Source organism: Nocardia sp. NPDC051929, assembly GCF_044548645.1.
Taxonomy (GTDB): domain Bacteria; phylum Actinomycetota; class Actinomycetes; order Mycobacteriales; family Mycobacteriaceae; genus Nocardia; species Nocardia sichangensis.
The window spans coordinates 208,101-230,632 of record NZ_JBIUCG010000002.1; the positions used below are offsets into that span (position 1 = coordinate 208,101).

General features: G+C 69.7%; 17 protein-coding genes. 10 read left to right on the top strand and 7 right to left on the bottom strand.

Features of this window, described 5'->3' with window-relative positions; translation table 11 throughout:
* Nucleotides 1-19: 19 nt before the first annotated feature.
* Together ACIHAX_RS03095 and ACIHAX_RS03100 are read right to left on the bottom strand one after the other, a co-directional pair.
* Entirely contained in the window at nucleotides 20-2,560 is a 2,541-nt protein-coding gene (locus ACIHAX_RS03095) for a sensor histidine kinase KdpD (protein WP_355069852.1), read from the bottom strand.
* A gap of 69 nt (nucleotides 2,561-2,629) precedes the next feature.
* On the bottom strand, nucleotides 2,630-2,755 hold the full coding sequence (locus ACIHAX_RS03100) for a hypothetical protein (RefSeq protein ID WP_364427268.1): 126 nt from the start codon (nucleotides 2,753-2,755) through the stop codon (nucleotides 2,630-2,632).
* A gap of 369 nt (nucleotides 2,756-3,124) precedes the next feature.
* Here ACIHAX_RS03100 and kdpF point away from each other — a divergent pair, with 369 nt between their 5' ends.
* Genes kdpF through ACIHAX_RS03120 form a run of 4 tightly spaced genes read left to right on the top strand, consistent with a single transcriptional unit; the run spans nucleotide 3,125 to nucleotide 7,902 of the window.
* On the top strand, nucleotides 3,125-3,211 hold the full coding sequence (gene kdpF / locus ACIHAX_RS03105) for a K(+)-transporting ATPase subunit F (RefSeq protein ID WP_195128160.1): 87 nt from the start codon (nucleotides 3,125-3,127) through the stop codon (nucleotides 3,209-3,211).
* The gene (gene kdpA, locus ACIHAX_RS03110; protein WP_397275532.1) at nucleotides 3,212-4,882 is read left to right on the top strand and encodes a potassium-transporting ATPase subunit KdpA; all 1,671 of its coding nucleotides are present in this window, start codon (nucleotides 3,212-3,214) and stop codon (nucleotides 4,880-4,882) included.
* Between the two features lies 1 nt (nucleotide 4,883).
* Nucleotides 4,884-7,037: a potassium-transporting ATPase subunit KdpB gene (gene kdpB, locus ACIHAX_RS03115; RefSeq protein ID WP_397275534.1), complete on the top strand. Its 2,154-nt coding sequence runs from the start codon at nucleotides 4,884-4,886 to the stop codon at nucleotides 7,035-7,037.
* Nucleotide 7,038: 1 nt separating this feature from the next.
* Nucleotides 7,039-7,902, top strand: coding sequence for a potassium-transporting ATPase subunit C (locus tag ACIHAX_RS03120; protein WP_397275536.1), 864 nt, complete (start codon nucleotides 7,039-7,041; stop codon nucleotides 7,900-7,902).
* 46 nt (nucleotides 7,903-7,948) lie between these two features.
* Here the strand turns inward: ACIHAX_RS03120 and ACIHAX_RS03125 are convergent, their stop codons facing one another.
* Together ACIHAX_RS03125 and ACIHAX_RS03130 are read right to left on the bottom strand one after the other, a co-directional pair.
* Nucleotides 7,949-8,578 (bottom strand): MBL fold metallo-hydrolase, encoded by a 630-nt coding sequence (locus ACIHAX_RS03125; protein WP_397275729.1) that lies wholly within the window; start codon nucleotides 8,576-8,578, stop codon nucleotides 7,949-7,951.
* Nucleotides 8,572-9,657, bottom strand: a complete 1,086-nt coding sequence (locus ACIHAX_RS03130) for an S-(hydroxymethyl)mycothiol dehydrogenase (protein WP_397275538.1) — start codon at nucleotides 9,655-9,657, stop codon at nucleotides 8,572-8,574. Before ACIHAX_RS03130 ends, ACIHAX_RS03125 begins: the two co-directional genes overlap by 7 nt.
* Before the next feature lie 225 nt (nucleotides 9,658-9,882).
* Here ACIHAX_RS03130 and ACIHAX_RS03135 point away from each other — a divergent pair, with 225 nt between their 5' ends.
* Nucleotides 9,883-10,308, top strand: coding sequence for a DUF1707 domain-containing protein (locus ACIHAX_RS03135; RefSeq protein WP_364427245.1), 426 nt, complete (start codon nucleotides 9,883-9,885; stop codon nucleotides 10,306-10,308).
* Between the two features lie 57 nt (nucleotides 10,309-10,365).
* Here ACIHAX_RS03135 and ACIHAX_RS03140 read toward each other — a convergent pair whose 3' ends face one another.
* Nucleotides 10,366-12,027, bottom strand: coding sequence for a hypothetical protein (locus ACIHAX_RS03140; RefSeq protein WP_364427242.1), 1,662 nt, complete (start codon nucleotides 12,025-12,027; stop codon nucleotides 10,366-10,368).
* 418 nt (nucleotides 12,028-12,445) lie between these two features.
* Between ACIHAX_RS03140 and smc the strand changes: the two genes are divergently transcribed.
* Complete coding sequence (gene smc / locus ACIHAX_RS03145) at nucleotides 12,446-16,066, top strand: chromosome segregation protein SMC (protein WP_364427239.1); 3,621 nt, start codon at nucleotides 12,446-12,448, stop codon at nucleotides 16,064-16,066.
* Nucleotides 16,067-16,350: 284 nt separating this feature from the next.
* Here smc and ACIHAX_RS03150 read toward each other — a convergent pair whose 3' ends face one another.
* Nucleotides 16,351-17,268, bottom strand: coding sequence for an NmrA family NAD(P)-binding protein (locus tag ACIHAX_RS03150; RefSeq protein WP_397275541.1), 918 nt, complete (start codon nucleotides 17,266-17,268; stop codon nucleotides 16,351-16,353).
* 106 nt (nucleotides 17,269-17,374) lie between these two features.
* Between ACIHAX_RS03150 and ACIHAX_RS03155 the strand changes: the two genes are divergently transcribed.
* Complete coding sequence (locus tag ACIHAX_RS03155) at nucleotides 17,375-18,148, top strand: TetR/AcrR family transcriptional regulator (protein ID WP_397275543.1); 774 nt, start codon at nucleotides 17,375-17,377, stop codon at nucleotides 18,146-18,148.
* A gap of 119 nt (nucleotides 18,149-18,267) precedes the next feature.
* Here the strand turns inward: ACIHAX_RS03155 and ACIHAX_RS03160 are convergent, their stop codons facing one another.
* Entirely contained in the window at nucleotides 18,268-18,657 is a 390-nt protein-coding gene (locus tag ACIHAX_RS03160) for a DUF2237 family protein (RefSeq protein ID WP_019048221.1), read from the bottom strand.
* Nucleotides 18,658-18,850: 193 nt separating this feature from the next.
* Here ACIHAX_RS03160 and ftsY point away from each other — a divergent pair, with 193 nt between their 5' ends.
* The 3 genes from ftsY (at nucleotide 18,851) to ACIHAX_RS03175 (ending at nucleotide 22,421) form a co-directional block, all read left to right on the top strand.
* Nucleotides 18,851-20,344, top strand: coding sequence for a signal recognition particle-docking protein FtsY (ftsY, locus tag ACIHAX_RS03165; protein ID WP_397275545.1), 1,494 nt, complete (start codon nucleotides 18,851-18,853; stop codon nucleotides 20,342-20,344).
* Nucleotides 20,345-20,697: 353 nt separating this feature from the next.
* The gene (locus ACIHAX_RS03170) at nucleotides 20,698-22,077 is read left to right on the top strand and encodes an ammonium transporter (protein ID WP_355069874.1); all 1,380 of its coding nucleotides are present in this window, start codon (nucleotides 20,698-20,700) and stop codon (nucleotides 22,075-22,077) included.
* Nucleotides 22,078-22,082: 5 nt separating this feature from the next.
* Nucleotides 22,083-22,421 (top strand): P-II family nitrogen regulator, encoded by a 339-nt coding sequence (locus tag ACIHAX_RS03175; RefSeq protein ID WP_330249397.1) that lies wholly within the window; start codon nucleotides 22,083-22,085, stop codon nucleotides 22,419-22,421.
* The last annotated feature ends 111 nt before the right edge of the window (nucleotides 22,422-22,532 follow it).

Consider the following 22,532-nt stretch of genomic DNA (forward strand, 5'->3'; position numbering starts at 1 on the left):
CTGTGTCGTCGCGGACACCTCACTCACCCGCGCTCGTCGTCTCGTGTGCCACGCCCGTGCCGTTCGCGTCCGGCGCCTCGCCGCCGGGCAAGTCGACCAGCATGGTCAATCCTCCACCGGGTGTGGGCTCGGCGTGCACGGTGCCGCCCATCGCTTCGACGAACCCGCGCACCACCGACAGGCCGAGCCCGACGCCGGTCGTGTTGTCCCGGTCGCCGCGCCGCTGGAAAGGCTCGAACAATTGCTCCTCGGTGCCGTGCGGTACGCCGGGACCGGTGTCGATGACCGCGATCGCGACCCGGTCGCCCGCGCGTTCGGCGGTGACCCGGACCGTGCCCGCGCGTGGGGCGTGCCGCAGCGCGTTGTCGATCAGATTGGCCAGCACCCGTTCCAGCAGGCCGCTGTCGGCGAGCACCGAGACGTCGCCGACCTCGACCCGCACCCGGTCCATCGCCGCGCGTCGCAGCCCGCGCGCACCCATCCCGACGCTCACCAGCGCGCGGTGCACCGCCTCGTCCAGGTAGACCCGCCGCACCTGCGGCGTGACCACGCCGACCGCGAGCCGGGAGGAGTCGAGCAGATTGCCGACCAGCGCGGTGAGCTGATCCACCGACTCCTCGATGGTCTCCAGCAGTTCGGCGGTGTCCTCCGGGGAGAACTCGATGTCGTCGCTGCGCAGGCTGGAAACCGCCGCTTTGGCGCCTGCCAGCGGGGTGCGCAGGTCATGGCCGACCGCCGAGAGCAACGCCCGCCGCAGGCGATCGGCCTCCAGCAGGGCCGCGGCGGCGCTGGCCTCCTCGGCCAGGCGAGCCTGCCGGACCAGAGCGACGGCCTGGTTGGTGACCGCGTTCAGCACCGGACGGTCGGCGGCCGCCAGCGGGCGGCCGGCCAGCAGCAACCAGTGCACGGCATCGCCCGCCTCGACCACGGTGTCCGCGTCGGAGGGCCGCCGCGGTGGGCCCACTCCCACCTCGGCGAGGACCTGGTCACCCGACACCAGGGCGACCGCGCGCTGCCCGAACACCTCCCTGATCTGTTCGAGCAGCCGGGGCAGATCCGCGCCGTGCAGGATCGCGCCGGAGAACATGGTCAGCAGTTCGGCTTGCCGGGAGGCCTTGCGCGCCTGCGCGGTTCGCTTCGCGGCCAGATCGACCAGCGCGGCCACCGCGACGGCGACGATGAGCAGCACCACCACGGTGATGAAGCTGTTCGGCTCGGCGATGGTCAGGCTGTAGCGGGGTGGCGCGAAGAACCAGTTCAGCAGCAGGCCCGACAGCAGCGCCGAGAAGGAGGCGGGTACGACGCCGCCGAGCAGCGCGACAGCGACCACGCCCACCACGAACACGGCACTGATGCCGCCGAGATCCAGCACCTCGTCGAGGTAGGCGGCGCTCAGCGCGCACACCAGGGCCGGTACGGCGACGGCGGCGAGCCACGCCGCCACCGGGCGGCGCGGATGCAGGGCCGCGTACCGGAATCCGCGGTGGGCCTCCTCGTGCGTCACCATGTGCACGTCGATCTTGCCGGAGCGTTGCACCACCGTGGAGCCGATGCCCTCATCGAAGATGCGCGCCCACCGCGAGCGACGGGAGGTGCCGAGCACCAGCTGGGTGGCGTTCGCCTCTCGGGCGAACTCGAGCAGGGCGGTGGGCACGTCCTCGCCGGTGACGGTGTGCAGGGAGGCGTCCAGGCTGGCCGCCAGCTCGCGCAGCCGGGCCAGCCGCTCGGTGGAGACCCCGGCCAGGCCGTCGCCGCGCACCACGTGCACGACCACCAGGTCGGCGCTGGATTTGGTGGCGATCCGGCCGGCCCGGCGCACGATCGTCTCCGATTCCGGACCGCCGGTCACCGCCACGACGACGCGCTCGCGCGCCTCCCACAGTTCGGTGATCTTGTGATCGGCCCGGTACTTGGCGAGCGCGGCGTCGACCTGATCGGCCAGCCACAGCAGCGCCAGTTCGCGCAGCGCGGTGAGGTTTCCCGCGCGGAAGTAGTTGCGCAGCGCGGCGTCGATCCGCTCGGCGGCGTACACGTTGCCGTGGGAGAGCCTGCGCCGCAATGCTTCCGGCGTGATGTCGACCAACTCCACCTGATCCGCCCCGCGCACCACGGCGTCGGGCACCGTTTCGCGCTGCTGGATGCCGGTGATCTGCTCGACGACGTCGTTGAGGCTCTCCAGATGCTGCACGTTGACCGTGGAGATCACGTCGATCCCCGCGTCGAGCAGCTGCGCCACGTCCTGCCAGCGCTTCTCGTGCGTGCTGCCGGGCACGTTGGTGTGCGCCAGCTCGTCGACCAGCACCACCGCGGGGGCGCGGCGCAACACCGCCTCGACGTCGACTTCCTGGTACGTGCTACCGCGATATTCGATCAGCTTCGGGGGGATGCGTTCGATGCCATCGAGCAATTCCGCGGTTTTCTCCCTGCCGTGTGTTTCGACCACCGCGGCCACCACGTCGCGACCGCGCTCCAGTCGCCGGTGCGCCTCGCCGAGCATGGCGTAGGTCTTGCCGACTCCCGGCGCGGCGCCGAGGTAGATACGCAGCTGACCGCGTTTCACGCCTTCATCATCGCGCGTCGCGCCGCCCCGGCCGAACACCCCTGGGTCGTCCCGGCGCGCTGCCCCACGTCACCGCCGCACATCATCGGCCTCGATCCGCACCGGTTGCAGCCGCGGCGTCTGCGCACGAGCGCCGAATGCGCGAATGACCAGCGCGCAGCAGACGAATGCGACGACAAAGATCACTGCCGACATTGCGATCCTCTCTTCCTTCCCGGCGCCGGTCGCGCTGGAATCGTCCCGCCTGGCCGGCTCTCCACTTCTACCGCCGCCAGGCGGGCCGACCTCGATTTTTACGGTGTGTTGACGGTCCGCCCGTGTTCCTTGACGCCATACTTGCGGGCATCGCGGGCCCGTCAACGAACCGCAAATGCCAGGTGCCGGGGCGTCAAGAAGTCGTCAGGAAACGACCCAACGCGCCATCGGGGCGCTTCACTCGCTCTGTCGCGCCGAAGCCCGGCGCGCGGATGGAGGTTGTCGAGCTATGTCGGTCGTGGTGTTCACCGCGCTCACCGTGGCGGCGTTCGCGCTGCTGGGGTTGATCCAGCGCGGGGTGGAGAAGTTGTGACCGCGAACCTGATCGGTCTCGTTCTCGCCGCAGGCGTCGCGGTCTACCTGGTCGCGGCGCTGCTGTTTCCCGAGAGGTTCTGAGTGAGCACGACAACCGCGGGGATCGCCTTCGTGGCCTCCCTGATCTCGGCGCTCGCGCTGGTACACGTGCCGCTGGGCGACTACATGTACCGGGTCTACGAGGGACGTGCGCATTCTCGCGTCGAACGTCTCGTCTATCGCGCGATAGGCGCGCATCCCGAAGTCGAGCAGCCGTGGCCCGTGTACGCGCGCAGTGTGCTGGCCTTCTCGGCGGTCGGCATTCTCTTCCTTTTCTTCTTCCAGCTCGTGCAAGGCAGGTTGCCCCTGCACCTGAACGATCCGGGCACCGAGATGACGCCCGCGCTGGCGTGGAACACCGCGGTCAGCTTCGTGACGAACACCAACTGGCAGAACTACTCCGGTGAATCCACTCAAGGGCACCTGGTGCAGATGGCCGGGCTCGCCGTACAGAACTTCGTTTCGGCGGCGGTCGGCATGGCGGTGGCCGTGGCGCTGGTGCGCGGGTTCGCTCGCAGGCACACCGGTGACCTCGGCAACTTCTGGGTGGACCTGGTGCGCGGCACGCTGCGCATCCTGCTGCCGATCGCCTTCGTCTTCGCCCTCGTGCTGGTGGCGGGCGGGGCGATCCAGAACTTCCATCTGCACGACCAGGTGGCGCACACGCTGGGCGGCACCGAGCAGACCATCACGGGCGGCCCGGTCGCCGGCCAAGAGGCGATCAAGGAACTCGGCACCAACGGCGGCGGCTTCTACAACGCCAACTCCGCGCACCCGTTCGAGAACCCGGCCACTTGGACCAACTGGGTGGAGATCTTCCTGCTGCTCGTGATCAGCTTTTCGCTGCCGCGCACCTTCGGCCGGATGGTGGGCAGCCGCAAGCAGGGCTACGCGATCGTCGCGGTGATGGGGACGATCGCACTGCTCAGCGTCACGCTGACCAACCTGTTCCAGCTCCAGCACCACGGCACGGTGCCGACCGCGATCGGCTCCTCGATGGAGGGCGTGGAACAGCGCTTCGGTGTGGCGAATTCGGCCACCTTCGCCGGTGCTACCACCCTGACCTCCACCGGCGCGGTCGATTCCTTCCACGATTCCTACACCAGCCTCGGCGGTCTGATGACGATGTTCAACATGCAGTTGGGCGAGGTCGCGCCGGGCGGCGCCGGGTCGGGCCTGTACGGCATGCTGATCCTGGCGGTGATCACGGTGTTCGTCGCGGGCCTCATGGTCGGTCGCACCCCGGAGTACCTGGGCAAGAAGATCACGCCGCGCGAGATCAAGCTCGCCGCGTCGTACTTCCTGATCAGCCCGCTGATCGTACTGGTCGGCACGGCCGCCGCGATGGCGATGCCGGGGCAGCGCGCGAGCATGCTCAACTCCGGGCCGCACGGACTGTCGGAGGTGCTCTACGCGTTCACCTCGGTCGCCAACAACAACGGCTCCGCTTTCGCGGGCCTGACCGGCAACACCGAGTGGTACAACACCGCGCTGGGCCTGGCCATGCTCTTCGGGCGCTTCCTGCCGATCATCTTCGTGCTCGCGCTGGCCGGTTCGCTCGCGCGGCAGGGCACCACTCCCGCATCGATCGGCACGCTGCCGACCCATCGTCCGCAGTTCGTCGGCATGGTCGTCGGCGTGACGGTGATCCTGGTCGCGCTCACCTTCCTGCCCGCGCTGGCGCTCGGGCCGCTCGCCGAAGGAATCCACTGACATGTCGAGTCCCGCGATCGATGAGAACGTCTCGGCACAGGCCGAGCCCGAGCGGCCGAGGGGCAAGAGTGTCCCGAACGGCGTGCTCGATCCCAAGATGCTGCTGACCTCGTTGCCGGACGCGGTACGCAAGCTCGATCCGCGCACGCTGTGGCGCAACCCGGTGATGCTGATCGTCGAACTGGGCGCGGTGTGGTCGACCGTGCTCGCGCTGGCGGACCCGACCTTCTTCGCCTGGGCGATCGTCGTGTGGCTGTGGCTCACGGTGATCTTCGCGAACCTGGCCGAGGCCGTCGCGGAGGGGCGCGGCAAGGCGCAGGCCGACACGCTGCGCAAGGCGAAGACCGACACCGTCGCGCGGCGACTGGTCGAGTGGTCGCCGGGCGCGCGGGTGGTCGAGGAACGCGTCGCGGCCCCGGACTTGCGCCGCGGTGATCACGTCGTGGTCGAGGCGGGGCAGGTGATCCCCGGTGACGGCGACGTCGTCGAAGGCATCGCCTCGGTCGACGAGTCGGCGATCACCGGTGAATCCGCTCCGGTGATCCGGGAATCCGGCGGTGACCGGTCGGCGGTGACCGGCGGTACCACCGTGCTGTCGGACCGGATCATCGTCCGGATCACGCAGGAACCGGGGCAGAGCTTCATCGACAAGATGATCGCCCTGGTGGAGGGGGCCAGCAGGCAGAAGACCCCGAACGAGATCGCGCTGAACATCCTGTTGGCGGCGTTGACCATCATCTTCGTCTTCGCGGTGGTCACGCTGCAGCCGATGGCGATCTTCAGCAAGTCGAACAATCCGGGCGTGCCGGACACCGTGGCGCTGGACGCGCACGGCGTCACCGGCATCGTGCTGGTCTCGTTGCTGGTGTGCCTGATCCCCACGACCATCGGCGCGCTGCTGTCGGCGATCGGGATCGCGGGCATGGATCGCCTGGTGCAGCGCAATGTGCTCGCCATGTCCGGGCGGGCCGTCGAGGCGGCCGGAGACGTGAACACCTTGCTGCTGGACAAGACCGGCACCATCACGCTCGGCAACCGCCAGGCGGCGGACTTCGTCCCGGCGCCCGGCGTGAGCAAGGCGGAACTGGCCGACGCCGCACAGCTTTCCAGCCTGGCCGACGAGACCCCGGAGGGCCGCTCGGTCGTGGTCTACGCCAAACAGGCCTACGGCCTGCGGGAGCGCACACCGGGCGAGCTGCGCCACGCGCGGTGGGTGGAGTTCACCGCGCAGACCCGGATGTCCGGCGTCGACGTCGAGGGCCGTCTGCTGCGCAAGGGCGCGGCGAGCGCGGTCACCGAATGGGTGCGATCGCAGGGTGGTTCGGTGCCGGCGGAACTCGGCGCCACCGTCGACGGCATCTCCGCCGCGGGCGGCACGCCGCTGGTCGTCGGCCAGGTCGACGGCGGTGCCGCCCGGGTGCTCGGCGTGATCCACCTCAAGGATGTGGTGAAGCAGGGCATGCGCGAGCGGTTCGACGAGATGCGCAGCATGGGCATCCGCACGGTGATGATCACCGGCGACAACCCGTTGACCGCGAAGGCGATCGCGGACGAGGCGGGGGTCGACGACTTCCTCGCCGAGGCGACGCCGGAGGACAAGCTGGCGCTGATCAAACGGGAGCAGGAGGGCGGACGGCTGGTCGCGATGACCGGCGACGGCACCAACGACGCGCCCGCGCTGGCACAGGCCGATGTGGGCGTCGCGATGAACACCGGCACGTCGGCCGCCAAAGAGGCGGGCAACATGGTGGATCTGGATTCCGATCCGACCAAATTGATCGAGATCGTCGAGATCGGCAAGCAACTGCTCATCACGCGTGGCGCGCTGACGACGTTTTCCATCGCCAACGACATCGCCAAGTACTTCGCGATCATCCCCGCCCTGTTCGTGACGCTGTTTCCCGGCCTGGACCTGCTCAACGTCATGCGGCTGTCCAGTCCGCAGTCGGCGATCCTGTCCGCGGTGATCTTCAACGCGGTCGTCATCGTGGCGCTGATCCCGCTGGCGCTGCGCGGTGTGCGCTACCGGCCGTCGAACGCGTCGAAACTGTTGAGCCGCAACCTGACCGTCTACGGGCTCGGCGGCATCATCGCGCCGTTCCTCGGCATCAAACTCATCGACCTCGTGGTCCAGTTCCTCCCCGGGATGTCCTGACATGCGCCTTTCAACCTGGATTCGGCAGCATCTCGCCGCCCTGCGCGCGTTGCTCGCGCTCACGGCGATCACCGGAATCGTCTACCCGCTGGCCGTTTTCGCGGTGGCCCAGCTGCCCGGCCTGCACGAGAAGGCGGACGGGTCGCTGGTCGCCGTCGACGGAACGACCGTGGGATCCGGCCTGATCGGGCAATCGTTCACCGGATCCGACGGCGCGGCCCTGGTGCGGTACTTCCAGAGCCGCCCTTCCGCCGCCGGTGACGGCTACGATCCTCGGTCCACCGCGGCGAGCAATCTCGGACCGGAGGACATCGTCGACACTCCGGCACGCGCGAGCCTGCTCACCACGATCTGCGCCCGCAGCAAGGAGATCGGCGACCGTGAGGGGGTCGACGGCAGTCGTCCGTTCTGCACGAAAGGCGGTGTGGGCGCGGTGCTCTCGGTGATCGGACCGCGTGACGCCGACGGGGACGTTTCGCATCCCGGTCAGGTCGTCAGCGTCAACGAGGCGTGCCCGGCGCAGCCATTCGTCGCCGCCTTTCGCGGCGTCCGAGTCGAATGCGCCGAACCGGGACGGGACTATTCCGCCGGACGAGTCGTCCCGATCCACGGCGACGCGCCCGCCGATCCGGCGGTGCCCCCCGATGCCGTCACCGCGAGCGGGAGTGGGCTGGACCCGAACATCTCGCCGGAGTACGCGGCCATCCAGGTGCCCCGGGTCGCGAAGGCGCGCGGGATTTCCGAACAGCAGGTGCGGGCGCTGGTCGCCGAGCACACCAGCGGCCGGACGCTGGGGTTCCTCGGCGAGCCGCGAGTCGAGGTGCTCCGGTTGAACCTGGAGCTGGATCGCCGGTTCCCCGGTTGATCCGCGCGGTGCCGCCGCGGGCGGCGCCGGGTGCCGCCCGCGGCGGTCAGTGGCCGCGGGCGATCCAGTCGGCGAGGAGAGGTTTCTCCGCGCCGATGGTGGTGGAATCGCCGTGCCCGGTATGGACCGTGGTCTCCTCCGGGAGCGTCAGCAGGCGTTCGCGGATCGACTCGATGATCGTGCCGAAATCGGAGAACGATCGGCCGGTCGCACCGGGTCCACCGGCGAACAATGTGTCGCCCGTGAACACGACCTTCGCATCGGGCAGATGCAATGCGACGGAACCGGGGGAGTGGCCGGGGGTGTGCAGGACGTGAAGCTCGCTGTCCGACACCGCGATTCGATCGCCGTCCGAGAGCGGCCGGTAGGCCGTGTCCGGGTGGGTCATGCGCCACAGCGGCTCGTCGCCGGGATGCAGCAGGATCGGCGCCGCCGAGCGCTCGGCCAGTTCGGGGGCGACCGTCACGTGATCGTTGTGTCCGTGGGTGCACACGATCGCGCGAACGGTGCGCCCGGCGACCGCCGCGACGATCGGATCGGCGTCGTGGGCCGCATCGATGACGACCACTTCGTCGTCGTCGCCGACGAGCCAGATGTTGTTGTCCACCGCCCAGGTTCCGCCGTCGAGACAGAAGTCGCCGGAGGTGACGACGCGGTCGATGCGGACGGTCACCAGACCACCACCGAACGCAGCACGTCGCCCGCGTGCATCTTCGCGAAGGCCTGCTCCACCTGGTCGATCCCGATGCGCTCGGAGACGAAGCGGTCCAGCGGCAGCCGTCCCCGGCGGTAGAGGTCGATCAGGGTGGGGAAGTCGCGTTCGGGAAGACAGTCGCCGTACCAAGCGGATTTCAGCGCGCCGCCGCGCGAGAAGAAGTCCAGTAATGGCATCTCGAGGGTCATCTCCGGGGTCGGCACCCCGACGAGGACCACTGTGCCCGCCAAGTCGCGACCGTAGAAGGCCTGCTGCCAGGTCTCCGGCCGTCCGACCGCGTCGATGACCACGTCCGCACCCCAGCCGTCGGTGTACTCCTGGATCTTCTCGACCACGTCCTCGGTGCTCGCGTCGATGGTGTGGGTGGCGCCGAAATCCGTGGCCCACCGCAGTTTCCGGGCGTCGCGGTCCACCGCGATGATGGTGCGCGCGCCCGCCAGCCGGGCTCCGGCGATGGCCGCGTCCCCGACGCCGCCGCAGCCGATCACCGCGACGGTGTCGCCGATCGAGACGTTGCCGGTGTGTATCGCCGAGCCGATGCCCGCCATCACCCCGCAGCCGAGCAGGCCCGCCACCGCCGGGTCGGCGGCCGGATCGACCTTCGTGCACTGGCCTTCGTGTACCAAGGTCTTGTCGACGAACGCGCCGATGCCGAGGGCGGGAGTCAGCTCCGTCCCGTCGGCGAGCGTCATCTTCTTGCTCGCGTTACGGCTGTCGAAGCAGTACCAGGGCTTGCCGCGCTTGCACGCCCGGCACTCGCCGCAGACCGCGCGCCAATTGAGGATCACATAGTCACCCTCGGCCACGTGGGTTACCTCGGCGCCGACGGCTTCCACCACGCCCGCCGCCTCGTGGCCGAGTAGGAAGGGGAAGTCGTCGGTGATGCCACCTTCGCGATAGTGCAGGTCGGTGTGGCAGACCCCGCACGCCTGCACCCGCACCACCACGTCGTGCGGGCCCGGATCGGGGATCACCACCTCGACGAGCTCGACTGGTGCGCCTTTGCTGCGGGCCACGATCCCGCGGACGGTTTCCGACACCTGTGCCTCCTGAGCGAGTTCTCGGGACGCGGATCCGGCCGTTCCGTGGACCCGCAAGCCGAACACCTGTCCATACAGTTGTTCTCGGTGCGAACACTACCGCCGGATCGCGGGAAGGCTCGAGTTTCGGCCCGGAATCACGGCGGGGGTTGACATTCCACTTTGGAGGGTTATGCTTGAGTCATATTCCACTATGGAGGGTGGAACCCGTCGATAGGACCAGGCATGGACATCTCCACCGGCACCCGCGCCTCGAATGCCGAACGCGACGCCGTGGTGCGCCTGCTCGGCAGGCATATGGCGGACGGGCGGATCGATCTGCCCGAATACGACCAGCGCGTCGCCCAGGTGTACGCCACCACCGACCGGGAGGACTTGCGCGGGGTGTTGTCCGATCTGCCCGAATTGAGCAAGGACGCGGGCGCACCGGCCACCGCACGCCCGCGCATCCCGATCTGGCAGCGCATCGAGGGCAGCACCTGGCTCGCAGTGAGCGCGCTGGTGCTGGTCATCTGGGGCGCGATCTCGCTGAGCGTCGGCGCCTTGACCTACTTCTGGCCGGTCTGGGTGATCGGCCCGTGGGGCGCCGTCCTGGCGTTCCGCATGGTGGCCGGCTTCGAGAACGGCCGATTCACCCACCGCGCGAGCTGAGCGTCATTCCTCGGCGCTGTCACCCGGATCATCGAGTGACAGCGCCGTTTTCGTGTCCTACCATCTGCGCCGCGAGGACTCGTGCGGGGGAAGCGAGGTATCGCGGCGTGACCGCTGGTCGTCGCGATGGCGGCGGCTGGGTGGTTGGTCGTAGGTCCGTTCCGGTGCTCGGTCGGATGGGGTGGGGCGGTCGCGGTAGGGAGTATCGGGTCGCTCTCGTCGGCCGGTCTCGGACTCGAAGTCCCTGGGCTCCTGGCCACGCCCCGATCGCCGGTTCGCTCGCGGCCATCGAGCATCCGCTTCGTCGTAGTCGTCGCGATGTCCAGCGACGTGTGGTGTGTCGTGCCCGTCCTGCTGCCGACGTCTCGGCAGTTCGGGGCGGCCGGGTGTAGGGCGCGGGTGTGCATCCGTCCCGCCGCCGCGCGGGAGCCGATCGCCGCGCCGAGTGGGTTCGGGTTCGTCACGGCGACGGCGCGACGGCGTGGGCGAACCGTAGTCGTCGGCCGGACGCTTCGCTTGTCCCGTGGGCCGGGGTTTGTCGCCGCGAGTTCGTCGATCGGTATCGGTGCGCGGGGATGAGGGCGGTGGGTCGGCGGCTCCGCGCCGGGTGGAGCGAGTATCGCCGTGCGCGGCTAGGGACTCGCGGGATCGTGTCGCAGCGGGTTTTCCGCGGTGGTCATGGTCGTCGGAGGCTTTCGCGGACGCGCGGGCCTCCCGTGCGCCGGACGCGTCGTTCGGCGGCTTCCGGTGGGATCCGATCGCGTGGGGCGGCTGCGGCGGACGCCCCGGCTGGAGCACGGGAAGTTCCCGGGTGTCCTGGGTGGCGCTGACGCCTTTCTCCTGATACTTCGCGGAAATGTCGTGAGCGCGCAGCCACGCACCCGGGTCGTGGCGGGCGGCGGCGTCCAGCCACGGAAGGGTGTCCTCGAGCAGATCGAGCAGGTCACCGCGCCCGTCGCCGAGTGCGCCGCGGATGGCGGGGAAGACGTCCGCGGGGAACGTCCACTTCCATTCCGACCGCGCCTCACCGTGTCGGCGGCCGTGCAGGACGAGGTCGCCGGAGCGGGAGATTTTCGCCCGCACCGTTCGCGTGCCGGATTCGATGACTAGTTCGCCGGTCTCGCTGCGGGTGATCTGCTCCGTCTCGTCATGGTCGTCGAGTTCGCCGGGCTCGATGTCGTCGTCGGGGTCGACGCGGCGCATCCACTTCGTCACCGCGCCCAGCGGGAGCAGCGGCTGCCGGTCGTCCGAGTCGCCGGAGCGGGTGATCCGCAATGTCCGCGCAATCCCGGCGACGAGATCCGCGCGCCCGGGGGCTTCCGCGGGTTCGGGCAGGTCTTCGTCCTCGAAGTGAGCCATGGGCGTCGCCCGCGCGCCGGTGCCGGTGCGTCCGGCACGCTCGCCCCTGCCGTACCCGGGGTCGGCGGATCGCCCGGCTCGACCGGGAAAATTCCCAGAACTGGGAGTTTCGTCCTCCTCGTCGTCGTCCCACGGCGGGTCCGCGTCCTGCTCCTGCGCCCGCAGTTTGATCTCGAACCACGCCGCGCCCAGGGCGGCCGCACCGAAGGCGGCCGCTATCGCGACCTCCACCCGCACATCGCTCAGCAGCGCGCTCTTGCTGCGTTCACAGGCGTGCAGGAGCAGCAGGCTGCCGAGTACCAGCCCCGCGATCCGGGCAAGGCGGAACCGGGTACTTGTCCCTGGTGAGGGGGCAGACATCGTGGTGCGCTCCCGAAATTCCGCTGGCGAATCAGAGGGATCGTATGTGGCCGGAGGGTGTGGCGTCAGTGCCAGTTCGAGACCGCGCGGAATCGGCGGACCCACGGGTGGGGAGGCTACCGGTGGCAGGCCGAGCGCGGGCGGGCGTTCCCCGGTCGCGGCGAGAGGGCCGAATGGGTCGTGCCGCTGACACCGACCGGCAGCGTGGCCGCCCATCCCGGCAAACCTCGAGCACATCGAAATGCGCGCGAACCGGCGGCGAGTCGATAACCTACGGATATCGCCGAACCACCACTCGGCCGCGCACGCCGTCGGGCCCCGGAGGCTCCCGGTACGCGACGGATACCATGACAGGTCGCCGGATGCGCTGCCGCGACGCGAAACGCCGACCGGGCAGAACACGGAAAGGTCGTCGAACTTGCACCTGAAGAGCCTGACGTTGAAGGGCTTCAAATCCTTCGCGTCCGCGACGACCCTGCGCTTGGAACCGGGCATCACGTGTGTGGTCGGTCCCAACGGATCGGGCAAATCCAACGTCGTCGACGCGCTCACCTGGGTGATGGGCGAGCAGGGCGCGAAGGCGCTGCGCGGCGGCAAGATGCAGGACGTGATCTTCGCGGGTACAGCGGGCCGCGCCCCCCTCGGCCGCGCCGAGGTTACGCTGACCATCGACAATTCCGACGGCGCGCTGCCGATCGACTACGCCGAGGTGTCCATCACCCGGCGCATGTTCCGCGACGGCGCGGGCGAATACGAGATCAACGGCAACTCCTGCCGCCTGATGGACGTGCAGGAACTGCTCAGCGACTCCGGTATCGGCCGCGAGATGCACGTCATCGTGGGGCAGGGTCAGCTGTCGGCCATCCTGGAGTCGCGCCCGGAGGACCGCCGCGCGTTCGTCGAGGAGGCCGCCGGTGTGCTCAAGCACCGCAAACGCAAGGAAAAAGCGGTACGCAAGCTCGAGGCGATGCAGGCCAACCTGGCCCGGCTGACCGACCTCACCACCGAACTGCGCCGCCAGCTCAAACCGCTGGGCCGGCAAGCCGAGGTGGCGCGCAGGGCGCAGACCGTGCAGGCCGACCTGCGCGATGCCCGGTTGCGGCTGGCCGCCGACGATCTGGTCACCCGGCGCGGAGAGCTGGCGAGCCAGCAGAGCAAGGAAGCGTACGCGCGCGAGCAGCAGATCACCGTGCACTCCGAGTTGGACGCCGCCAACGCGGCGCTGGCGCAGCAGGAATTCCAGCTGTCCCGGCTGACGCCGAGCGCCGAGGCCGCCGCACAGCTGTGGTTCCAGCTCTCCGCGCTCGCCGAACGGGTCAACGCGACCATTCGCATCGCCGGCGACCGGGCGCGGCACCTGGACACCGCAGCTCCGGTCAGCAACGGCCGCGACCCCGAGCAGCTCGAGGCCGAGGCCGACCGGGTCGAAGCCGAGGAGGCCGAACTGCGCGAAGCGGTGGAGATCGCCGCGGAGACCTTGGAGGCGGCCCGAGACCAACTGGCCGAACGCGAATACGCCGCCAAGGCCGCCGAGCAGGCGCACCTGGCCGCCGTGCGGGCGATCGCCGACCGGCGCGAGGGCGTGGCCCGGTTGTCCGGCAAGGTGGACACCCTGCGGGCCAGGGCGCAGTCGGTGGACGCGGAGATCGCGCGACTGTCGGTCGCCATCGCCGACGCCCGTCACCGCGGCGAGGCCGCCCAAGCCGAATTCGACACGGTGCAAGCCGAACTCGCCGAACTCGACGCGGGCGAGGCCGGTCTGGACGCCCAGCACGAGCACGCGGTACAGGCGCTGGAACTGGCCGATCAGCGGGTCACCGAACTGCGTGAACAGGACCGCGACGCGAGCAAGCGAGTCGCATCGCTCGGCGCGCGGATCGAGGCGCTCGGCATGAACCTGGCGCGCCGGGACGGCGTCGCCTGGCTGGTGGAGCACCGCGAACAAGGTCTGCTCGGCCCGCTCTCGGCGCTGCTGCGTGTGCACGGCGGCTTCGAGGCCGCGGTCGCCGCCGCGCTCGGCCCGCTGGCCGACGCCGTCGCCGCCGACACCGGCGAGTCCGCGCACGCCGCGATCCAGGCGCTCAAGGACGCCGACGGTGGCCGCGCCGCCGTCGTCTTCGGCGCCGAGCGCACCGATCGGCCGCAGCCGGGCGCGTTGCCCGACGGCGCCCGCTGGCTGGTCGACGTGGTGGAGTGCCCCGATACGGTGCGCGGCGCGATCGCGGCGCTCACCGCGGGGATCGCCGTGGCCGACGATCTGCCCGCCGCCCGCGCGCTGGTCGCGGTGCGGCCCGAGCTGCGCGTGGTCACCCGCGACGGCGATCTCGCCGGAAACGGCTGGCTGCTGGGCGGTTCCGATCGCGCGCCCAGCCAGCTGGAGATCCAGGCCGACATCGACGCCGCCCGGACCGAACTGGTCGCGGCGCAGCGGCGCGCCGAGGAACTCGAGGCCGCGTTGTCCGGCGCGCTCGAAGAGCAAGCCGATCGCAAGGACGCCGTCGACCACGCGCTGCTCGCCCTGCACGAATCCGACCAGGCGCTGGTGGCGATCTACGAGCGGCTGGGCAGGCTCGGCCAGACCGCCCGCACCGCACACGCGGACCGCGAACGGCTGGTCGGCCAGCGCGACGACGCGGAGACGAGCCGGGAAGAGGCACTCGCCTCGCTCGCCGAACTGGAAGACCGCCTGCGTCATGCGGAACTCGAGCAGGCCGAGGTCGATGCCGACGGTGCGGGCGCGGCGGGCACCGAGTCCGCGGGCCGGGCGCGGGAGGAGGCGGCGGCCGCGCTGGCCGAGGCGCGGGCGATGGAGGTCGAGGCCAGGCTCGCCGTGCGCACGGCCGAGGAACGAGCGGAATCGGTACGCGGCAAGGCGGACTCGCTGCGCCGGGCCGCGCGCGCCGAGCGGGAGACCCGGGCCAGGGCCGAGCGCGCCCAGGCCGCGCGCAAGAAGGCGGCGGAGGTGGCCGCCGCCGTCGCCGAATCCGGCGCGAAGATCGCGGGCGAACTCGAGCGCGTGGTCGCCGAGGCGGGCGCGCGCCGGGACGAACTGGTGCGCAAGCGCTCCGAGTGTGCCGCGCAGGTGGAGCAGGTCAAGGAGCGGGTGCGTGCGCTCACCGCGCAGCTTTCCCAGCTCACCGACGCGGTGCATCGGGACGAGGTGGCGAAGGCTCAGGCGGCGCTGCGCATCGAGCAACTGGAGGCGACCATCGCCGAGCAGTTCGGCATCGCGCTGGACGACCTGATCGCCGAGTACGGTCCGGACGTGCCGCTGCCGCCCTCGGCGCTGGAGCTGCAGGAATATGAACAGGCCAAGGAGCGCGGCGAGCAAGTCAGCGAACCCGCGCCGATGCCTTACGACCGGCAGACCCAGGAACGTCGCGCCAAGCGTGCGGAGAAGGATCTCGCCACCCTGGGGAAGGTGAATCCCCTGGCGCTGGAGGAATTCGCGGCGCTGGAGGAGCGATACAACTTCCTGGCCACGCAACTCGAAGACGTCAAGAGCGCGCGCAAGGATCTGCTCGACGTGGTCGCCGAGGTCGATGCCCGCATCCTCCAGGTGTTCACCGAGGCATACGCCGACGTGGAACGCGAGTTCGTCGAGGTGTTCGCGAAACTGTTCCCCGGTGGCGAGGGCAGGCTGCTGCTCACCGACCCCTCGGACATGCTCACCACCGGCATCGAGGTGGAGGCACGTCCGCCGGGCAAGAAGGTCAAGCGGCTGTCGCTGCTGTCCGGTGGGGAGAAGTCGCTGACCGCGGTCGCGTTACTGGTGGCCATCTTCCGCGCCCGGCCCTCGCCGTTCTACGTGATGGACGAGGTCGAGGCCGCGCTCGACGACACCAACCTGCGCCGGTTGATCGGCCTGTTCGAGCAGTTGCGGGAGAAGAGCCAGCTGATCGTCATCACCCACCAGAAGCCGACGATGGAGATCGCCGACGCGCTCTACGGCGTCAGCATGCGCGGCGACGGCATCACCCAGGTGATCTCCCAGCGGCTGCGCGGGGAGAACCTGGCCCCGGTCGGCGCGGCGGGCTGAGCCGCGCCGCGCGGTCACCCGCGGCGTGCGCGGAGGGTGACGGTGCCGGAGTCCAGGTCGACCAGCGGATCGTCACCGGAGACCCGATCGTCGACCTTCGCGATCGCCACCCATTCCTTGCGCTCGTGGATGTGCTTGCGCGACGGGCCGAATACTCGTCGACCTCCGCGCCGACCGGGTCGCGCCGGGCGCGGCCGGGATCCTCCGCGCGGGCGTATCAACGCGCCGAGGGTACGCCTCGCCGCACGATCATCCCGTTGAACAGGGCGAATAGTCGCCTCCAATCACCCTGCGATGCGCGCGCTTTCGTGGTCGAGCAGCGCTTTGATCTGCGCCGCGCCGGTCTCGGCGAGCCAAGTGTCGAACGTGCGCAGCCCGGGGTGGATCTCGCGGATCTCGTCGACGTCGGCGAGCCAGCCGCCGGTGTGGCGCATGAGGCGCCACGTATTGCCGATCTCCTCGCCGAGCGCGTCCGCCTCGGCTTCGGTGACTTCGTGGTAGCGCACCTGATGCCCGGTGGCGGCGCTGATCGCCGCGGCGGCCGCGGGTGGGACGAGCACATCGCCCGCGAGTTCGAGGACGCGGCCGTGGAAGCGATCCGGGTCGGCGAACGCGAGACCGGCGATATCGCCGATGTCCGCGACGGCGATGACCTTCATCGGACCTTCGGCCGGGAACAGGTGCCGGTGCACGCCGTCGAAGATGCCGTCGACGGGGGACGTGCGCAGCAGGTAGTTCTCCATGAAGCGCACCGGGCGCAGCAGGGTGTACCGCACGCCGCTGGCGATGACGGCGTCTTCGATGCGCTTCTTGCCCCTGGCCCCCCACGAGACGTCGTCGCCCATCGACGCGATGCCGGTGAACACGATCTGCCACACACCGGCCGCACGCGCGGCGTCCACGACGGCTTCTCCGCGCGCGGCTTCCAATTCGACATCCCAGCCTTTGGGGCCGTACGCGGCGGGCGGGACCAGGAACAGTCCGCTGACGCCGGCCAGCGCCGCGGGCAAGGTCTCGGGGGCGTCGAAGTCGCCGACGGCGAGTTCCGCGCCCGCCGCGGCCAACTCCCGCGCGGCGGGCGACTGCGCGTCGCGGACCAGCGCGCGCACCGCCCTGCCGTCGGCCAGCAGTCGCCGGGCGGTCACGCCGCCTTGCTTGCCGGTGGCGCCGGTGACCAGGATGAGGTTGTGCTGAGGGGACATGCTCCGCCTTCTCTGCTCGGTAGAATCGGGTTGGTTGACCCGGATTCGAACGATACGGGTGCCTCGACCCGATTGACCAGGCTGCTCAACGGAAGGCCGTAACGAAATGACCGCATCGCTCGCCCCGGGCGCGACGTCGCGAGCCGATGCCCGCCGCAATCGCGCCCTCGTGCTGGCTGCCGCGCAACGCGCCTTCGCGGAGCAGGGCGCCTCCGTGTCGCTCGTCGAGGTCGCCCGCAGGGCGGGTGTCGGCGCGGGCACCGTCTACCGGCACTTCCCCACGAAAGCCGCACTGTTGGAAGCGGTTATGCAGCAGCGCGTCGACCGGTTGGCGAAGATGGCCGCAGACCATCTCGCCGCGCCGGATCCGGGCGCCGCCTTCTTCGACTTCTGCACCGCGGTGATCACCACAACGCCGGACAACCAGGCGTTATGCGACATCGTTCAGTCCGACGACGGCTGGCCGCGTGCGCTTTTGCGCAGCGCGGGGGCGCGTTTCCACGACGCGTTGGCCGCTCTGCTCGACGCGGCCAAGCGCGACGGGGCGGTCCGGGCCGACATCGAACTCGACGACGTGCTGGCGATCTTCACCGGATGCGTTGCGATCCAACGGCTACGGAAGGCGCGGGGCGGCATGGACCGTAGCGCCGCCATCGTGCTGGACGCGCTGCGCGCGGAGCCGGTAGGGCTGATGGTGACGAAACGGGATGCGGTGGCCGAAGTCCGTAACGAAACTGTCGATCGTAACGAAAGTGGAGCCGACAGCTGCCCGATATGTCACGCGGCGTTGTCCCGCGCTGGGACGGGCCGACGGGCGAGATATTGCTCGGCGGCATGTCGTCAGAAAGCTCATCGCCGGCGCATCGCGGCGGCGCGCTGAGCCGAATGGCGCATTTGTGCCAATCGGTTCTCCGCTGCGCCACGAACCCATCGGACACCGGCCCGCGATTCGGGTGAGCCGGTGGTCCACGCTGCGCCCGCCGTAGGGTTACCGGTGGCTCAGAGCAGGTCGCTGACGTCGTCGGGCACGTCGACGGCGTACTTGCGCAGGATGTCCATCGAGATCACTTCCAGGGCGTTCTCGTGCGTGGCGGCCAGCACCACGGGCGCGGCGACGCCGTCCTCGTGCGCGTGCAGCCATCGCACGGCGACCACGCACCATCGGTCACCCGGCTGCAAACCGGGAAAATTGTTCTCCGGACGCGGCGTGCTCAAATCGTTTCCGATGGAAGCTTGATGCTCCAGGAATTCTGCCGTGACGACGGTGCACACAGTGTGGCTGCCCAGATCCTCCGGCCCGGTACTGCAGCAGCCGTCCCGGTAGAAGCCGGTGAGAGGATCGGTGCCGCACTCTTCCAGCGGCCCCCCAAGCACGTTTCGATCGGTCACGTCGCCGATCCTATTGTCCCTTCGCGAGAAGTTCCGCAGGACAAGAAATCTGGAGGGCTGTGTCGGTGCCCGCTCGCACCCGCCCTCGGCCCGGCACCTGCGATGTTCGCCGAGTTCGCGCCCCCGGCCCCGGCGCGCGACGCGCGCGCCGGGTGCGGCTCGGGGCCGATCCCGTGACGGTCGGTCTGCAAGGATGGTCCGCGTGAGTCCTGAAGTCTGGATCCTGATCGCCGCGGTCGCCGCACTGCTGCTCGTCGTGCTCGTCGCCGGTTTCGTCCGGTACAAGCGCGGCCGCGTGTCGCTGACTCCGCCCACGCAGGAGAAAGAGGTGACCGACCGGTCCGGTGGTTATGCCGCGTCCGGCGGATTCACCTTCAGCCGGGGCGGCGCGGCGACCGAACCGCAACCGGTCGAGCGCACCGACACCGAAGGACAGCCGCACGTCGGCGACGACGCCGCGATTCCACGCGACGCGCCCAAACGCGGCATAACCAACGTTCCGTTGCCGGACGCGGACGTCACCGAGGCCTCCGTCGCCCCGGACGTCGTCGAGCCGGCCGCCGAGCCCGAGGCGGGCACTCCGGCGGCCGAGGCGCCAGCGCAGGCGCCCGACCAGCTGGAAACCCAGGAGAGCCCGGCCACGGCCGAGGACGCGACCGCCGAGCCGCCCACCGACACCGCGGGGCCGGACACCGAAGCCGCCACCGAGATCGTCGCGCCCGACACGCCCGCGGGGGTGGAAGCACCCGTCGCGCTGGAGGAGATCGAGCCCACCGCCGGCCGCCTGGTCCGGCTGCGCGGACGACTGTCACGCTCGCAGAACGCGGTCGGCAAGAGCCTGCTCGGCCTGCTCGGCGGCGGTGACCTGGACGACGACTCGTGGGAAGAGGTGGAGGACACCCTCGTGCTGGCCGACCTCGGCACCGCGAGCACCACCGCTGTCGTCTCCCGGCTGCGCTCGGAGATGGCGGCACGCAGCGTGCGGACCACCGACCAGGCACGTGCCGTGCTGCGCGACGTGCTGATCGAGCAGCTGCGACCGGAGCTGGATCGCTCGGTGCGCGCGCTGCCGCATCCCGATCACCCGTCGATCCTGCTCGTGGTCGGCGTGAACGGCACCGGCAAGACCACCACCACCGGCAAGCTCGCCCGCGTGCTCGTGGCCGACGGCCGCCGGGTGCTGCTCGGCGCGGCCGACACCTTCCGCGCCGCGGCCGCCGACCAGTTGCAGACCTGGGGCGAGCGGGTCGGCGCCGACACCGTCCGCGGCCGCGAGGGCGCCGACCCGGCCGCGGTCGCGTTCGACGCGGTGGCCGCGGGCGTCGAGCACGGCGTCGACGTGGTGCTGATCGATACGGCCGGTCGGCTGCACACCAAGACGGGTCTGATGGACGAGCTGGGCAAGGTCAAGCGCGTCGTGGAGAAGAAGGCCGCCGTCGACGAGGTCCTGCTCGTGCTGGACGCGACCGTCGGGCAGAACGGACTGACCCAGGCCAGGGTGTTCGCCGAAGTGGTCGATATCACAGGCGTCGTGCTGACCAAGCTCGACGGGACGGCGAAGGGCGGCATCGTCTTCCAGGTCCAGCACGAATTGGGCGTGCCGGTGAAGCTGGTCGGGCTCGGTGAGGGGGCTGACGACCTGGCTCCGTTCGAGCCCGCCGCGTTCGTGGACGCGCTGCTGGGCTGAGCCGTTCCACTCGCCGAGACCGGTCGAAAGAGGTTGCCGCCCGCGGCGTTCCATCCACGAGGTGCGCCGAGGGCGCTCGTTCGATCGCCGCCGCCCTCGGTGCGAGGGCGGTCACACCCCGGAAGTTTGCCGACTCCTCGTGCGCGGTAACGAATGTCCGATTTCCCGAACACCGTGCTCACAGAGCCGGAAAACCGCTGGTGCGTGGGACGAAACCTAGTGGCAACACAGCTGCTCCATCCGTTCACGTAGGTGAAACACGGCAGCTCTACGGATGAAACACCGAGTTAGGACCCTTCTGTTCAGGTCCATTTGCCGGAAGCGGCTGGGCCCGAGATGAGGAGGACATTAAGGTGGCTTTTCCACTTACCGGTGCACCGGATACCGGTGACACCGCTTGGATGCTGGCGAGTTCGGCGCTCGTGTTGCTGATGACGCCGGGCCTGGCTTTCTTCTACGGCGGCATGGTCCGGTCGAAGAACGTGCTCAACATGATCATGATGAGCATCAGCGCCATGGGCCTGGTCGGCGTTCTGTGGTCGCTGTACGGATACTCGACGGCCTTCGGCGACAACACGTTCGGCGTGATCGGTGACCCGACGCAGTTCTTCGGCCTGAAGGGCCTGATCGGCGGCAACTCCGTCGCCGAGGTCAAGGACGCGGCGGGCGCGGTCACCACCGACGCGGTGAACATCCCGCTCGCGGGCACTATTCCGGCGACCGTCTTCGTCGCCTTCCAGCTGATGTTCGCCATCATCACGGTTGCCCTCATCTCGGGTGCGGTCGCCGACCGCTTGAAGTTCGGCGCGTGGCTGGTGTTCGCGGGCATCTGGTCCACGGTGGTCTACTTCCCGGTCGCGCACTGGGTGTTCGACTTCGACGTCAAGGACGCCGACGGCAACGTCGTGCACGAGGGCGGCTGGATCGCCAACAAGCTGCTCGCGGTGGACTTCGCCGGTGGAACGGCGGTGCACATCAACGCCGGTGCGGCCGGTCTGGCCCTGGTGCTGGTGCTCGGCAAGCGCAAGGGCTGGCCGACCACCCCGTTCCGCCCGCACAATCTGCCGTTCGTCATGCTCGGCGCCGGTCTGCTGTGGTTCGGCTGGTTCGGCTTCAACGCCGGATCCGCGGTGACCTCCGGCGGCCTCGCCGGTTCGACCTTCGTCACCACCACCATCGCGACCTGCGCCGGGATGCTGGCCTGGCTGTTGGTGGAGAAGATCCGCGACGGCAAGCCCACCTCGCTGGGCGCGGCCTCGGGCATCGTGGCGGGTCTGGTCGCCATCACGCCGTCGTGTTCCTCGGTGAACGTGCTCGGCGCGCTCGCCATCGGCGTCGTCGCCGGCGCGCTGTGCGCCCTCGCGGTCGGCCTGAAGTTCAAGTTCGGTTTCGACGACTCGCTCGACGTGGTCGGCGTGCACCTGGTCGGCGGTATCGTCGGCACCCTGATGGTCGGTTTCGTCGCGGCGCCCGAGGCGGGTGCGGCCAAGACCGGTCTGTTCTATGGCGGCGGTTTCGATCAGCTGTGGCGGCAGGCGGTGGGCGCCGGTGTGGTACTTGCCTTCTCCTTCATCGCGACCCTGATCATTGCCTATATCGTGAAGTTCACCATTGGGCTGCGCGTGAGCGAGGAAGCAGAGTCGGTCGGCTTGGACGAGTCCGAGCACGCGGAAACCGCCTACGACTTCGCCGCTCTGGGTAGCACGGCACGTTCGGCCGTCAAGGAGGCATGACGAACATGAAACTGATCACCGCAATCGTCAAACCGTTCACGCTCGAAGACGTCAAGTCGGGTCTCGAGCAGGCGGGTGTGTTGGGCATGACCGTCAGCGAGGTCCAAGGGTACGGCCGGCAGAAGGGCCACACCGAGGTGTACCGCGGCGCGGAGTATTCCGTCGACTTCGTGCCGAAGGTTCGCGTCGAGGTCGTCGTGGACGATGCCTCCGTCGACAAGGTCGTGGAGGTGATCGTGGAGGCCTCCCGCACCGGCAAGATCGGCGACGGCAAGGTCTGGATCACTCCGGTGGAGGCGATCATCCGGGTGCGGACCGGCGAACGCGGCACCGACGCGCTGTAGCGGAAACGAGTCGAGCGGCGGCCCCGCTCCCACCGGAGCTCCCGGTCGGGGCGGGGCCGCGCGCATCAAATGGGCGGTGGGTTGTGGCTAGTCAGTACGAGCACGACGGTG